Here is a 14,181-nt window from a genome sequence, read left to right on the forward strand (position 1 = left end):
AGCAAGGCTTCCAGGACCAGTGAGCCATGGGCGCGGGCCAGGCACAGGGCTTCGCGATTCAAGGCCTGCGCCACGTCCAGCTCGCCGCGCAGCAACGCTTGCTGGGTCAGGCCCGACAGGCACATCAAGCGCGAGGTCCAGGCACTGTCGGGCAAGGCCTGAAGCGCCTCCAGAAAATGCTCGCGAGAACGCTCGGCATCTCCGCCCAGGTGCAGCAGCCAACCCCATTGCGCCTGCCAGCGTGCCAGCAAATGGCGCTGCTGCGCCCCCGTCGGCTGCGGAGCAAACCGTGCAAGTTGATCGATACACACACCGGCTTGTTCGAAACGGCCAGCAAACAGTAATGCCGCCGTCACCAGCCCGACCAGTTGCGCCGAGCCCAGCATCAATTCATCACCGTGCTGCTCATGCAGACGCAACAACAGCACGGCATTTTCCCCACGAAACAGATCCTCGAAGCTGAAGTGCTGTAACAGACTCACCGCCACTTCGTACTCTTCGGCCAGCAGCGCCTGTTCAAAGGCCGCCTGCCAATCACGCTCGCCGGTAAACCACTGGCAGGCGCGTCGATGCCAGGAGCGTTTGGCCGGCCAAGGCTCATCACGCAGCAATCGCGCCAAAGGTGGGAATACATGTAGCCAGTCCTGGGTGTCTTCCCAGGGTTGGATAAAGGCACCCAGCGCCTGTAACTCACGCAGGTAATGATCACCGTCACCAAAGCCGAACAGGTGCTCGCACAACCCCGGATTGAAGCGTGGCAAATGGGCCAGCACGCGCCAGGCTTCGGCCAACTCGGGCGGCAAGGTACTGAACAGCTCGTGCTGAAGGTAATCGAGCAAGGTCCTATCGGGATGGCCGTCGCCGAGCAACGCGATACGCACCCCGGCGCACCAACCACCGCTGAACTGCATCACATCGTCGAGGGTGTGCCCGGTATCGAGCAAGGGCTGGATCTCCGCAGCACTGAACTGCAGCTCGTTGCATTCCAACAGTTCATCGTCGAGCAGCAACCGCGGCCAGTTGCACGCCGGGCGCCGCCGTACGCCCAGCCACCAGGTCAGTGCCGGGCTGGCGGCAGTGAGCAGACGGTCAAGCAAGGCGTCCAGTTCGGGCGCGGGCAGGCGGCAAAAGTCATCGAGAAATACCCACCCCGGGCGCTGCCAGTGGCCAAGATCGAGCAACAAGGTCGCCTCGTCGACGAAGGGCAACCCGAGGTTCTGCGCCAGCAGCCGGCAAAAATCCAGAGACGTGAGAACGGCGCCATTGAGAGGCAGCCAACAGACCTGGCACCCCGCCGGTGCCTGCAATGCGCACTCCGCCAGCAGCGCACTCTTGCCGCTGCCGCCGGGGGCACACAGCAGCTTCACCCTGACCGATGCGGCGAGCAACGGCTCGGTCAGGCGCGGACGCAACAGATGATGGGCGGACAGCCGTGGCATGAATCCAAGACGGTCCAGGCAGCGTGTCATGGCGGTCATTGCTGCATCCTGCTTTTTTATTGTTATGCAACCTGACCCCTACCCTAGTCCTGTGGGCGGCGGTTATTGAAGAAGTATTCAGCACACTGATTGACGGGCATGCATAAAACCAAATGTGGGAGGGGGCTTGCTCCCGATGGCAGGGTGACAGTCGACTTATAAGTGACTGATACACCGTCATCGGGAGCAAGCCCCCTCCCACATTTTTATTGCGTTTCAAATAGGCATTATCGAACGCCTTCGGACCTCAACGCCGCCGGCGTGTAATCCGCCGCCTTGGCCGCAAAGCCGAACACGAAGCTGCTCTTCTCTTCGTTCTTCATGCCCAGGGCGATGTAGCGCCCGGCGATGATGTCGTACAGGGTTTCCACGGTATAGGCCGGCACCTGGTGGTCGTAGTAGAACTGCGCGTGGCCTTCGGCGACACGCCACAGTTGGCCACGGCCGTCATAGTGATCCACCAGCGCGACTTGCCAGCTGTCTTCGTCAATGTACATGTGGCGCTTGGCATAGATGTGGCGCTCACTCGGCTTGACGGTGCCGACCACTTCCCACACGCGGTGCAGCTCATAGCGGGTAAGGTCCTGGTTGATATGGCCGGCCTTGATGATGTCGTCGTACTTGAGGGTCGGCGAATCGAGCTTGTAGCTGTTGTAAGGGATGTACATCTCTTTTTTGCCCACCAGCTTCCAGTCGTAGCGGTCGGGGGCGCCGGAGAACATGTCGAAGTTGTCGGTGGTACGCAGGCCGTCGGACGCGGTGCCCGGCCCGTCATAGGACACTTGCGGCGCACGCCGTACACGGCGCTGACCGGCGTTGTAGATCCAGGCCAGGCGTGGTTCCTTCACCTGGTCGAGGGTTTCGTGCACCAGCAACACGTTACCCGCCAGACGCGCCGGGGCCGTCACCGATTGCTTGAAAAAGCTCAGCACGTTGGCCGCCTTGGCCGGGTCGATGTCGGGGATGGCTTGGGGCACTGCCACTTCTTCCTCGAAACGGATCGGCGTGTAGCTGCCGTTGGTCTGCGGGGTGGCCTGGGTGATGATGCGGCGCAGGTTGCCGCCGTGGTAACGGGTGATGTGGTTCCACAGCACTTCCACGCCGTTCTTGGGGATCGGGAACGCGTAGTAACGGTTGCCGGTGAAGTTCTCCAGGCCGTTACCGTCGTTGATGGCGTGCACATTCAAGGCACTGCGCTTGATCGACTCATAGATGTCCGGTGGCAGGTTGACCGTGCGATGGCTCGGGTAGACCGGGATCTTGTAGGTTTCGGGGTAGCGCTTGAACATCGCGACCTGGCCTTCGGAGAGCTTGTCCTTGTACTTGTCCACGGTCGCGGCGGTGATCACGAACAGCGGATTTTCATAGGCGAACGGGTCGGCGAGGAAGCCCTTGCTGTCTACCGCGCCGGCATTCTTCGGGATACCACCGGTCCAGGCCGGGATCGAGCCATCGGCGTTGCCGGCTTTCTCGGCGCCGACCGGGGTCAGGGTCGTGCCAAGCTTGGCGGCTTCTTCGGGCGACACCGCCGCCATCACGTTGGCGGCCAATACACTCAGTGCCATCACTGCAAATAGCTTACGCATAGGTTGTTGTCCTTCCTTAAAACCAGATCAGAAGTTCACGCCGAAGCTGAGGGCGATAAAGTCGCGGTCGGTCAGGGTGTTGTAGTCGCCGCCAAAAAAGTCGGTGTAGCTCAGGCTGGCGGTGTAGGTGTTGCGGTAGTCCGCATCCACGCCGACGCTGATCGCCTTGGCACCTTCGTTGAAGATGCCGTTGGGGCCATAGCCACTGACGTCATGGGACCAGGACAGGTTGGGCTTGAGGTTCACCCCGGCGAACACGTTGTTGTAGTCGAGGATCGCGCGGGCGCGATAACCCCAGGAGTTGGCGGTGACAAACCCATCGGTATCACCTTGGTAGCCGTAGGCGCCGAACACCGAGTCGCGGCCATAGCGCAGCTTGGTCTTGGCTTCCAGTCCGCCGACATGCACGTAGGCCGCTTCGCCCACCAGGGTCAGGCGTTCGGCACCCAGCACTTGGTCGAAGAACTGGGTCATGGTGCTTTGGATCTGGGTGATTTCCTTGCGGCGGTAGCCAGAGTTGTCCGAGCCAAATGAGCTGCGGATCGGCGAAGCCGTGTTGCCGGCGATCGGGTTGACCAAGGCCAGGGTCAGGTCAGTGGTATTGAGTTGCACCGGCGCATTCGGGCGGTAGCTGATCTCTCCGGTCCAGGCCGTGCCAGTCGGCAACGTGGTGGAGAAGCTGGCGCCATACAGGCGAATGTCTTCCGGGTAGTCGAGGTAATACTGGCCGCGACCGAGCATGGTGCTCTGGGCCAGCCCCGCGCCCGAACCCGGTGCAATGGCGTTGGCGGCGTTGACGATACGCCCGATGGTGGCCAGGTTGGTGTTGGCGGTAATGGTGCCCACCGTCGGTGTACGGCTGTGGTAGTTCATGAAGTACAGGCCGTATTCGGTGTCATCCCCCAGCCAGCGCAAGGCCGCGCCGAACTGGCCGCCATCGCGGGCCTCGCGGTCTTTGGCGCGCTGTACCACCACGCCTTCGCGGGTGACTTGGAAGCCCTGGCCGAAGGCCGCCGCCACCGGTTGCAACGGCGCAATCGCCGGGCTGCCAACGGTGTAGTTGTTATTGCAGCCATGGGCGACCACATCGTTGCCGAAGAAGGTGCCGCAGTTATCCACCACGGTGTTTTCCCAGTTCAACTGGTAGAAGCCTTCCACAGAGAGTTGATTGGTCAGGCTCTGGGAGGCGAACAGCATGTTCACCGGGATCAGCCCTTCCTTGATTTCCGCACCCGGCCGGCGGAAGGCCGAGACGTCGATGGGGTTGATGCTGTTGATCGAGTTACCGATAAACGTACTCTCGCCCCAGCTCACCACCTGCTTGCCGACACGCACGGCACCCGGCAGGTCACCGATGGAATAGTTGTGATACACGAACGCATCCAACAACTCATAGCCGGAGGAACGTGCCCCTTCATCGCGGTGGTTATTGCTGATCTGCTTGAATTCGCGGTTTTCGTCCTGCAGCTCGAAGTCGTACCAGTACTTGCCGCGCACGAACACGCCGCTGTCGCCGTACTTGAGCTCCAGATCGTGAATACCCTTGAAGATCTTGGAGAAGGTTTCGCCCTTCTTGAAGTTCAGCCGCCCGTCATCCCCGGTGGATGCCTGCCCCGTACCGCCGTTGGAAACGCCCACCAGCTTCTTGTCGGCATCGCGCATGCCCCAACTGGCGCCGACCGATAGCGAAGAATCGAATTGCCCTTCGATCTCGCCAATGTTGAACGAGACGGCCTGGGCCTGGGCACAGCAGCCCAATGCAACCGCCGCGGCGAGCGCCTGTGGCGTGAAGATGGCGCGCATTGTTGTTTTTGTCATGCGTCTTCCCCGGTGAGTGACAGAAGACCCCACCCTACTGCCACCCGTCAGGAGGGATAAGCGCACCAAGGAGGTATTCGTGTTGTCGCTCGAAAGGATGAATGGGCGCGCTGGCCGGGCTTCGCGGCGAACCATGGATTGGGTAGATGGCGGGTTATCAGGGGGATGGATGGCACGCCGAGTGACTGTTGCCAATCCGGTAACAGTCCTTGTCCCGATCTGCTATTACTCATTTTGTTACAACGGACTATTCTTACTGGGCTTTCAGGGCAAACCGCCCGTTCCCACCTTCGGGAAAGAAGCTGATTTTCGACAGCTTGATCAATGTATTCAATCTGTTACCGGTGTTCACTGACGTTGATTTGTCGCTCCTTGATCCAACGTCTTACTTCGGCCGCTGCGTTTGCAGCGGCCTTTTTTATGCCCGCAATAAAACGGGGCGCCCTCAGCGCCCCGTGGAATTCAATGTTTTTTAAACAACGATCAGAGGCTGAACTTCTGTAAGTTGGCCATCATTTCCTTCAACGCCTCGATATTGTCCTTGGGGTGGGCGGCGCCTTCGAAGTCGCAAATCTGCGCCCAGTGCGCCGCCACATCGTCCGGCGAGAAACCGGCGTCAGGGTCAAAGCCCACGCCTAAACTGCGCTCCCAACGGGTTTTGCCAATCCAGCCACCGCCCACTTCGAATAGCCCGGAGGTTTCCTGGCAGGCTTCGCTGCCCAAGTACACCACCAACGGGCTGACCAACTCCGGCTTGAGACGCTCGAACACCTGCGGCGGGATCAGGCCTTCAGTCATGCGCGTACCGCCGGTGGGGGCAATGGCGTTGACCAGGATGTTGTTCTTGCGCCCTTCCAGCGCCAGGGTGCGCGTCAAGCCATACAAGCCGAGCTTGGCCATGCCGTAGTTGGACTGGCCGAAGTTGCCGTAGATGCCTGAAGTGGACGCGGTGAAGATCACCCGACCATAACCTTGCTCACGCATATGCGGCCAGGCGGCGCGGGTGACTTTGTAGGCACCTTCGACATGCACCCGGTAAACCAGGTCCCAGTCACTGTCTTCCATTTTGTGGAACGTCTTGTCGCGCAGGATACCGGCGTTGTTCACCACCACATCGATGCGGCCGAAGGCGTCGAGGGCGTTCTGTACGATCTTGTCACCGTCGGTGACGGAATCATGGTTGGCTTCGGCAATGCCGCCCGCCGCACGGATCTCAGCCACCACCCGATCCGCCGCCGAGGCGTTGGCACCTTCACCTTGCGCCGAACCGCCCAGGTCATTGACCAGTACTTTGGCCCCATGTGCGGCGAACAACAGCGCATGGGCTCGGCCCAACCCACCGCCTGCACCGGTGACGATCACGACCTTATCCTGGAACTGCACTGACTCACTCATACCGAACTCCGCGGGTGACAATGGGAATGTATCGAGTGTCAGGCACACAGCCTCGGGTCACAATAAAGTCGGCCGAGGCTGAATGGTGCACGATAAGGCAGCAGGATGATTGCACCGTTCAGGAATAGGCAACGCGCGACGCCGACCGACCAATACACTCGCGAAACGCCAAGTAATGCTTGAGCACCAACACCGGCGCTTCGATCTGCGGGTAATGGCCGATATTCGCCAGCAGCACCGTATCGGCGTGGGGCACCAACTGCTGATAACGTTCCACCATATGGGCGCCGGAGATGGGGTCGACTTCGCCATCAATCACCCGCAACGGCACCTGCTCACGCTGCATCGCGCCCACCCAGCGCTCACGCAGGCGGCGGCGTTGTGGAACGTAAGCAATCAATTTGTGCAGGATGCGGGTGCCGTCGTTGGCGTTGATCAGGCTCCAGAAATCATCCAGCGCACTTTCACTGGGCCGCGTGCGTGGGCCAAAAATCTGATTGAAGCTGTTAGCCAGCGCATTGCGTCCAAAGGCTCGAGCGATCATCCAGCCGAGCGGGCTCAACAATAATTTCTGTACCAAAGCCGCCCGATGGGTTTCCGGGAACAGCCCGCCATTGAGGAACACACAGCTGGCCATCTGAAACCGGCCTTCGTAATGGCGAGCCAGTAATTCCTGGGCGACGCTGTCGCCATAGTCATGGGCCAGCACGTGTACCGGCCGCTCCACGCCCAGGTGTTCAAGCAACGCCTGCTGCAAATCCGCCTGCTCCAACAGGCAATAGTCGTGGTCCAGCGGTTTGGCCGAGTCGCCGAAACCCAGCATGTCGCAGGCAATCACCAGATTGCGCTGGGCCAGGGGCTGCCACAGGTAATGCCAGTCCCAACTGGCTGTGGGAAAGCCATGGATCATCAACAGCGGCTCGCCCTGCCCGGCCACCCAATAGCGAATTGTGTGGCCACGAAAGACGAACGCCTGGCCACGTTTACGCCAGGCACTGAGCGGGATTTCGGCGAGAGGCATCAGCTTTTATACCCAGGATCTTGCAGGTCCAATTTACGCAATAGCGCCGGCCAGGCCAGCGCACCTCCCATACCTTGGGCGCTCTTTGTGACAGCTGCCACCATCGCCTTGGCCCCGGCCAGAATCTGCGGCTCGATGGCAATCAATTCGACGCCACCGTTTTGCGCCAGCACCTGGATATCGCAGGCGCGCTGGAAGGTGAACATCATCAGGAAGGTGTCGGCGATGGTGCTGCCACAGGTGAGCAGGCCGTGGTTGTGCAGCATCAGGAAGTTGCTTTCGCCCAAGTCGGCCTGTAGGCGGGCCTTTTCCTCGTGGTTCAGCGCCACGCCTTCATAGGCGTGATACGCCAGGCTCGACAGCACGAACAACGATTGCTGGCTGATGGGCAGTACGCCCTGCTTCTGCGCAGATACAGCCACACCAGCAGCGGTGTGGGTGTGCAGTACGCACACCACGTCGTGGCGCACTTCGTGGATGGCGCTGTGGATGGTGTAGCCGGCAGGGTTGATCTCGTAGGGGCTGTCCATCCGCTTGTTGCCGGCCTGATCGACCTTGACCAGGCTCGACGCGGTGATTTCGTGGAACATCAGCCCATACGGGTTGATCAAGAAATCTTCGGTGCCCGGCACCTTGGCCGAAATATGGGTGAAGATCAGGTCATCCCAACCATGCATCGCCACCAGGCGATAGCAGGCCGCCAGGTCAACACGGGTCTGCCATTCGGCAGCGCTGACCTGGTCTTTGACATTCTGTGGCGTTTGAACGGGGGCTAGGCTCACGGCAACGACCTCCTTGGCGCACTTCTTATATTTTTTAAGTGAAGGGCCAGTCTAGTCAGACGTCGTGGCAGGCGGAGTTGCCTTGGCAGCCAGCTTGATGACTGAGCGAGTCAGCCATGAGAATAGTACAAATCGTGTCAGAGAAGTACCGCCATGCGAAAGCTGCCCAGGCCTGGCTAGCGTTGTTGCGCGAGTTTCCGGTCAACCGCGCAGTGCAGTGATCAATTCGGCCAGCCACGGCTCTGCGTCGGCCTCCGGGGTCACGCTTTCGCTGGCGTCCAGGCGCAGCATGGGCAGCACTTCGCGCACGCCCAGTTCGCCGAACAGCTCGCGCATTTGCTCGCCACCGCCGCAGAAGGTGTCGCCATAACTGGCGTCGCCCAGGCCGATCACCGCGCCGGGCAGGCCACGCCAGGCGGCTGGCAGTTGGTCGCGAATAGTCGAATACAGCGGCTGGAGGTTGTCCGGCAGCTCCCCCATGCCGGTGGTCGAGGTCACCGCCAGGAACGCTTCGGGGGCAAATGCCTGCACGTCGGCCAAGGTGGCGCGCGGGTTGTGCCAGGCTTCAAAACCGGCCGCGTTAAGGATACCTGCGGCGTGGCGGGCGACTTCTTCAGCCGTGCCGTACACCGAGCCGGAAAGGATGGCGACTTTCATCAATCTGATCCTGTAGTTGAGCGAAAGCGTGGGATGTTAGCAGCTGATGGAATTTTTTCAGCGCACCCCGTGCAACATTCAAGACTTGCCATAGACTCCAGACTTCAAAAACAAGCCATGGACCGCTCAATGATTAACGCCAAGCTGATGCAAATGGTCGTCAACGCTTCCAACGACGGTATCGTCGTCGCCGAACGCGAGGGCAAGGATAAACCGCTGATCTACGTCAACCCGGCGTTCGAGCGCCTGACCGGCTATACGCTGGACGAGATCCTGTATCAGGACTGCCGCTTCCTGCAGTCGGGCGACCGCGACCAACCGGCCCTGATGGCCATTCGTGAAGCCCTCGACAACGGCGGCGCCTGCCGGGAAATCCTGCGTAACTACCGTAAGGATGGCACCCACTTCTGGAACGAACTGTCTTTGTCGACGGTTTACAACGAGGCGGACAAGCAAACGTATTTCGTCGGTGTGCAAAAAGACGTCACGACTCAAGTCAAAGCCCAGCAGCGTGTGGCCCTGTTAGAAGCCCAAGTGGCCGAGCTTAAAGACGAGTTGGCGGCACTCAAGGCGACGAGTGGATTTAACAAACTGTAAAAAGTGCGGTCTTTAGAGCGATAATGGCTTTTTAATGCCTCACCCTTGAGCTACATCAATGCACCGCGACGCTCTTCTGACGCAGGACGAACTGGATTTCATCCAGGACATGCAACATAACCCGCAGCTCAACCTGCGGGATGCTTGGTCGAGCCTGACGGTCAATGGCGGTGCACAGATTCGCGATTTGCTTACGCGGCTGGTCGCTCATGACCACGTCACCATCCAGGCGCAGTTCGATAACCAGCAGCTCACCTTTCCCCTGCAATTGGTTGAAGATGAGTTTCATGCGGTGCATTTGCGCCTGGGTGTACCAAGCATTTTCGAGGATGGGCCGATGATCCGCCCTTGGCGCCTGGCCCTTGAAGCGCCGGTGCCGCTGGAGAATGTGCGTGGCAATCCGGGCGCACTCTGGGTGCATGAGGTGTCATTCAAGGGTGTACTGGTGGAGTGTCGTGGCCGGGCCAAGCCGCCGAAAACCTTTTCCCTGTGGTTCAGCCCGTCAGGCTACGAACGCATTGCCCTGCGCGGCACGCTGGAGCGGGAAACCGCCCGAGGCTTGTTCGCTTACCGCCTGAACCAGAGTGACGCCGATGAAATCGAGCGCCTGCGCCAGTTCATCCTGCATCAACATCGACTGGTCCACCCCCACGTACACGCCTGACTTCAGGTATCGAGCTGACCACCGAGAAACTGCTGCAAGCGGCGCTGCATCAGGCGCCCCTCACTGCCCAGGCAACCGACGGCGGAACCTGCCAGCTCTTTCTGCGCCAGGTCCGATGCGGCGCCCGCCAGCAATAATGGGCAATCCAGGGTCAACGCCAGGCGATTGAGTCGGCCTGGCAGATCATGGTTATGGGCATGGTTGGAAAAAATGACCAATGCCTGGGGGCGAATCTTTTCACAGACCAGCGTCAATTCATCGAACGGCTGCCCCAACCCCAGCACTTGTACGGCCAGGTCGTCCCGACTCATCAACAGCGCTGCCACCAGCAGTTCCAGTTTGCGGCACTCGCCGGGAATGGCTGCCAGTAATACACGGGGCGCAGGCGACAGCGTTGCGGCTTGCAGGCGCAGGAAGGTATGGATGCGCAAAAAGGAGTCGAAAAACAGCCACTCACTGGCCTGACCAAATCCCCCTGGGTGCCGCAACAGTTTGCTCCAGAGGGGCATCAGGATGTCCTGGAACGCCACGCTGAGGGGGTAGGTTGCGAGAATCTGGCCATACAGGCTTTCCAGTTGGCGGTCGTCAAACGCACTGACGGCGTGCAACAAACGTACACGCCATTGTGAAAACTCACTCCCTTCGACGGCGCCCCGCTCAGCGCGAATCGCTTCGGCCTGTTAATCATCGCGGGCGAGAATCTTGCCCACCTTGCTGACCGCGACGCCTCGCTCGATCCAATCGAGAATGCGATTGACGGTTTCAATATCGGCTTTTGAGTAGAGGCGATGCCCACTTTCGGTGCGCGCTGGCTGAATCAGGCCATAACGGCGCTCCCAGGCGCGCAAGGTGACCGGGTTGATGCCTGTCAATCTCGAGACTTCACGAATCGGAAACAGCTTATCTGAATCGGCCGTATCTAGCTGCGAAGTTCCATCTAACGGAGCTGTAATCACGGGCATTTTGAGCAAAAAACCAACGGTGACTGGGCGCTCATTTAACGCCTTTAGAGCTGTCTTTTTCAAGGCCTGCGCACTTCAGACCAATGCCACTGGCGTATTTCTTTAAAACAGGAATAATCCTTGCCTGTTTTTTCCACGTAGCTGCAACACCCCCGCAGCTTCGTTCGTGCGCCACCTACCCGGTTCAGTGCACTCGTCTATTTGGAGATACACAATGTCTACCTCCCCCGTCACCTTGATGGTTGCGCGTCGCGTGGCCAAAGGACGCTACGAAGAATTGATGGCTTGGCTGCGCGAAGGCGAGCAATTGGCCACCGACTTTCCCGGTTATCTGGGCTCCGGCGTGCTCGCACCGCCGCCTAACGATGACGAATTCCAGATCATCTTCCGCTTCGCCGACGAAAAAACCCTGCATGCCTGGGAATTCTCCGCGTCACGCAGTGCCTGGCTGGGCCGTGGCAGCGAGTTGTTCGCCAACCCGTCCGAGCATCGCGTCAGTGGTATCGATGGCTGGTTCGGCGCCGTGGGCGCACGTCCCCCACGCTGGAAACAGGCCGTGGCGATCTGGTTGGCGTTTTTCCCGGTCTCACTGCTGTTCAACTTTGGCCTGGGGCCGCTGCTCAGCGAGTTGGATCTGTTCAGCCGCGTATTGGTCAGCACGGCGGCACTCACGCCGCTGATGGTGTACTTCTTTATCCCGTTGTCGACTCATCTGCTGGCGAACTGGTTGCATCCCACGCCACCGCGCAAGGTCACCGAAGCGGCCGCGTGAGTACAGGGGTGGCCGGTCGCTGGTATAGTTTCAACCTGCCAGCGATTTGAGCCCCCCATGACTGCAACCAACGCCCCGATCCTGATCACCGGTGCCGGCCAGCGTGTCGGCCTGCATTGCGCCGAGCGCCTGCTGGATGAAGGCCATTCGGTGATCTTCAGCTACCGCAGCGAGCGCCAAGGCGTGACGACGCTGCGCGAACGTGGCGCGATCGGCGTGTTTGCCGACTTTTCCAGTGAAGCCGGGATTCTTGCCTTTATCGCAGAACTGAAGACCCACACCGACAGCCTGCGCGCAATCATCCACAACGCTTCGGCGTGGATCGCAGAAACGCCAGGTGACGAAAGCCAAGCCTTCCACGACATGTTCAGCGTGCATATGCTTGCGCCGTACCTGATCAACCTGCATTGTTCAGACTTGCTGCGACGCTCGGCACCTGCCGATATCGTGCATATCAGCGATGATGTGGTGCGCAAGGGCAGCCGCCAGCACATCGCCTATTGCGCCACCAAGGCCGGGCTCGACAGCCTCACGTTATCGTTTGCCGCGCAGTTCGCGCCGCTGATCAAGGTCAACGGCATTGCCCCGGCGATGGTGATGTTCAACGAGGGCGACGACGCGGCCTACCGCGCCAAGGTCCTGGCCAAATCGGCAGTGGGTATTGAACCCGGGCCAGAGGTGATCTACCAGAGCGTGCGTTACCTGCTGGACACCCCCTATGTCACCGGTACCACCCTGACCGTCAACGGCGGGCGGCATATCAAGTAAGCCGTTTGTGAGGATGTTGTATGACCTTATCCCTGCCCCACCATTACCGCGAGATCCTCAAGGACTTGGGCGAAGACCCCGAGCGTGAAGGTTTGCTCGACACCCCCAAACGCGCCGCCAAGGCCATGCAGTACCTGTGTCACGGCTACGAGCAAAACCTGGATGAGATCGTCAATGGCGCGCTGTTCGCGTCCGACAATGACGAGATGGTGATCCTCAAGGATATCGAGTTGTACTCGCTGTGCGAGCACCACCTGCTGCCCTTTATCGGCAAGGCCCATGTGGCCTATATTCCAACCGGCAGGGTGCTGGGTCTGTCGAAACTGGCGCGCATCGTCGACATGTACGCACGACGCCTGCAAATCCAGGAAAACCTCACGCGGCAAATCGCCGACGCGATCCAGCAGGTCACCCAGGCCGCCGGCGTGGCGGTGGTGATCGAAGCCAAGCACATGTGCATGATGATGCGTGGCGTGGAGAAACAGAATTCAACCATGAACACCTCGGTGATGCTCGGCGCGTTCCGCGAATCGAACACCACGCGCATGGAGTTCCTGCAACTGATCGGACGGAGCAAGTAGCAATGCCACAACTTCAACCAGGCATGGCGCGCATCCGGGTCAAGGACCTGTGCCTGCGCACGTTTATCGGCATCAACGAAGACGAGATTCTCAACAAGCAGGATGTGCTGATCAACCTGACGATCCTGTATGCCGCCCAAGAAGCCGTGCGGGACAACGATATCGACCACGCGCTGAACTACCGCACCATCACCAAGGCCATCATTGCCCATGTCGAAGGCAACCGCTTCGCCTTGCTGGAGCGCCTGACACAGGAGCTACTGGACTTGGTGATGAGTAACGAATCGGTGCTGTACGCCGAAGTCGAAGTGGACAAACCCCATGCGCTACGCTTTGCCGAATCGGTGTCGATTACCCTGGCGGCCAGCCGCTAACTCCCCCTGAATCTGCGTGAGCCTTATGAACGACCAACAACGCCTCGAACTCGAAGCCGCCGCCTTCCGCCGTTTGGTGGCACATCTGGACAGCCGCAAGGACGTGCAGAACATCGACTTGATGAACCTCGCCGGCTTCTGCCGCAACTGTCTGTCCAAGTGGTACAAGGCCGAGGCCGACGAGCGCCAGATCGAACTGAGCCTCGATGACGCCCGTGAAGTGGTGTACGGCATGCCGTACGCCGAGTGGAAAGCCCAATACCAGAAAGAAGCCAGCGCCGACCAACAGGCGGCGTTTGCCAAAGGAAAAACCCATGACTGATCTGAACACCTTGCGCGCCAGCCTCAACAGCGGCGAACACGTTTTTGCCGACACCCTGGCCTTTGTGGCAGCCGGTTACGATTATCAGCCGCAAGCCTTCAGCAACGGCGATGTAGAAAACGCTGCTGGTCAGAATGAAGGATCGTGCAAAACCCTGGGCCTGGCCCTGCTGGAAGGCCTGAGCGACCAGGAAACACTGCTGGCGTTTGGTGAGCATTACCGTTCGGTGGTGGCAACGCCGGAAGGCAGCGACCACGGCAACATCCGTGCACTGATCGCCCATGGCTTGGCCGGTGTACGGTTCACGGCCCAACCCCTGACCCACAAGTCCTGAGTCAAACACAAATCAAAAATGTGGGAGCGGGCTTGCTCGCGAATGCGTAGTGTCAGTCGCCATATTCATC

General features: G+C 59.8%; 14 protein-coding genes and 2 pseudogenes. 8 read left to right on the forward strand and 8 right to left on the reverse strand.

Annotated elements, in window-relative coordinates:
- The 7 genes and pseudogenes from ACRESD_RS14655 to ACRESD_RS14685 all read right to left on the reverse strand — a co-directional run.
- Positions 1 to 1,478: pseudogene (locus ACRESD_RS14655) on the reverse strand (helix-turn-helix transcriptional regulator); the annotation flags it as partial.
- A 227-nt stretch (positions 1,479 to 1,705) separates the two neighbouring features.
- Entirely contained in the window at positions 1,706 to 3,064 is a 1,359-nt protein-coding gene (locus ACRESD_RS14660) for a DUF1329 domain-containing protein (protein ID WP_431751570.1), read from the reverse strand.
- Between the two features lie 27 nt (positions 3,065 to 3,091).
- On the reverse strand, positions 3,092 to 4,882 hold the full coding sequence (locus ACRESD_RS14665) for a DUF1302 domain-containing protein (RefSeq protein WP_431751571.1): 1,791 nt from the start codon (positions 4,880 to 4,882) through the stop codon (positions 3,092 to 3,094).
- A gap of 483 nt (positions 4,883 to 5,365) precedes the next feature.
- The gene (locus tag ACRESD_RS14670) at positions 5,366 to 6,277 is read right to left on the reverse strand and encodes an SDR family oxidoreductase (protein ID WP_431751572.1); all 912 of its coding nucleotides are present in this window, start codon (positions 6,275 to 6,277) and stop codon (positions 5,366 to 5,368) included.
- 118 nt (positions 6,278 to 6,395) lie between these two features.
- Positions 6,396 to 7,298: an alpha/beta fold hydrolase gene (locus ACRESD_RS14675; RefSeq protein WP_431751573.1), complete on the reverse strand. Its 903-nt coding sequence runs from the start codon at positions 7,296 to 7,298 to the stop codon at positions 6,396 to 6,398.
- Complete coding sequence (locus ACRESD_RS14680) at positions 7,298 to 8,080, reverse strand: class II aldolase/adducin family protein (RefSeq protein ID WP_431751574.1); 783 nt, start codon at positions 8,078 to 8,080, stop codon at positions 7,298 to 7,300. Before ACRESD_RS14680 ends, ACRESD_RS14675 begins: the two co-directional genes overlap by 1 nt.
- Before the next feature lie 201 nt (positions 8,081 to 8,281).
- On the reverse strand, positions 8,282 to 8,737 hold the full coding sequence (locus ACRESD_RS14685; RefSeq protein WP_431751575.1) for a flavodoxin: 456 nt from the start codon (positions 8,735 to 8,737) through the stop codon (positions 8,282 to 8,284).
- A 129-nt stretch (positions 8,738 to 8,866) separates the two neighbouring features.
- On the opposite strand from ACRESD_RS14685, the gene ACRESD_RS14690 reads away from it, so the two are divergent.
- Positions 8,867 to 9,334, forward strand: coding sequence for a PAS domain-containing protein (locus tag ACRESD_RS14690; protein ID WP_431751576.1), 468 nt, complete (start codon positions 8,867 to 8,869; stop codon positions 9,332 to 9,334).
- A gap of 58 nt (positions 9,335 to 9,392) precedes the next feature.
- Positions 9,393 to 9,998 carry a hypothetical protein gene (locus ACRESD_RS14695; protein ID WP_431751577.1) on the forward strand — a complete coding sequence of 202 codons (606 nt, stop codon included), beginning with the start codon at positions 9,393 to 9,395 and terminating at the stop codon, positions 9,996 to 9,998.
- Positions 9,999 to 10,000: 2 nt separating this feature from the next.
- Here ACRESD_RS14695 and ACRESD_RS14700 read toward each other — a convergent pair.
- Positions 10,001 to 10,960 (reverse strand): annotated as a pseudogene (locus ACRESD_RS14700) (MerR family transcriptional regulator).
- Between the two features lie 214 nt (positions 10,961 to 11,174).
- Here ACRESD_RS14700 and ACRESD_RS14705 point away from each other — a divergent pair.
- From ACRESD_RS14705 to ACRESD_RS14730, 6 genes are read left to right on the forward strand one after another with little or no spacing between them, the layout of a single operon-like run.
- Positions 11,175 to 11,732: an antibiotic biosynthesis monooxygenase gene (locus tag ACRESD_RS14705; RefSeq protein WP_431751578.1), complete on the forward strand. Its 558-nt coding sequence runs from the start codon at positions 11,175 to 11,177 to the stop codon at positions 11,730 to 11,732.
- A gap of 57 nt (positions 11,733 to 11,789) precedes the next feature.
- Positions 11,790 to 12,500 (forward strand): dihydromonapterin reductase, encoded by a 711-nt coding sequence (folM, locus tag ACRESD_RS14710; RefSeq protein ID WP_431751579.1) that lies wholly within the window; start codon positions 11,790 to 11,792, stop codon positions 12,498 to 12,500.
- A 20-nt stretch (positions 12,501 to 12,520) separates the two neighbouring features.
- Positions 12,521 to 13,081 carry a GTP cyclohydrolase I FolE gene (gene folE, locus ACRESD_RS14715; RefSeq protein WP_431751580.1) on the forward strand — a complete coding sequence of 187 codons (561 nt, stop codon included), beginning with the start codon at positions 12,521 to 12,523 and terminating at the stop codon, positions 13,079 to 13,081.
- 2 nt (positions 13,082 to 13,083) lie between these two features.
- Positions 13,084 to 13,455, forward strand: a complete 372-nt coding sequence (folX, locus tag ACRESD_RS14720) for a dihydroneopterin triphosphate 2'-epimerase (protein WP_003194073.1) — start codon at positions 13,084 to 13,086, stop codon at positions 13,453 to 13,455.
- 25 nt (positions 13,456 to 13,480) lie between these two features.
- A complete protein-coding gene (locus ACRESD_RS14725; protein ID WP_071496380.1) occupies positions 13,481 to 13,777 on the forward strand; it encodes a DUF1244 domain-containing protein in 297 nt (98 codons plus the stop codon).
- Positions 13,770 to 14,111, forward strand: coding sequence for a HopJ type III effector protein (locus ACRESD_RS14730; RefSeq protein WP_431751581.1), 342 nt, complete (start codon positions 13,770 to 13,772; stop codon positions 14,109 to 14,111). Before ACRESD_RS14725 ends, ACRESD_RS14730 begins: the two co-directional genes overlap by 8 nt.
- The last annotated feature ends 70 nt before the right edge of the window (positions 14,112 to 14,181 follow it).

The sequence above is a fragment of the Pseudomonas sp. genome (assembly GCF_050739995.1).
Lineage (GTDB): Bacteria > Pseudomonadota > Gammaproteobacteria > Pseudomonadales > Pseudomonadaceae > Aquipseudomonas.